The 371-nt window shown below is 41.5% G+C and carries 1 protein-coding gene; it reads left to right on the forward strand.

Translation table 11 applies throughout. The features are described from left to right. Positions 1-57 precede the first annotated feature (57 nt). The coding region (rfbC, locus tag AB4486_RS23150) for a dTDP-4-dehydrorhamnose 3,5-epimerase (protein WP_372118862.1) at positions 58-371 on the forward strand (314 nt) is incomplete at its 3' end.

The following is a 371-nucleotide window of genomic DNA, read 5'->3' on the forward strand; positions in this document are numbered from 1 at the left end:
AGCCTAGTGACTGGAAGGCGGCATTAAGCAATATTAGAGCGTACGCAGGATAAAATAATGAAAGTAATAGATACCCGCATAGCTGATGTGAAAATTATAGAGCCCAAAGTGTTTGGCGACGAGCGTGGCTTTTTCATGGAAACATGGAACAAAAAACAATTTGAAGAGTTAGTTACAGGTAAACCAACACAATTTGTACAAGATAACCACTCTAAGTCTAAGAAGGGTACTCTACGCGGTTTACATTACCAAACTGAAAACACCCAAGGTAAATTGGTTCGGGTTATTTCGGGAGAGGTGTTTGATGTTGCTGTTGATATCCGCAAAGACTCTGCGACTTTTGGTCAATGGGTTGGGGAGTTCCTTTCTGC

The sequence above is a fragment of the Vibrio sp. 10N.222.55.C6 genome (assembly GCF_041473395.1).
In the GTDB taxonomy this organism is placed as follows: Bacteria; Pseudomonadota; Gammaproteobacteria; order Enterobacterales; family Vibrionaceae; genus Vibrio; species Vibrio crassostreae_C.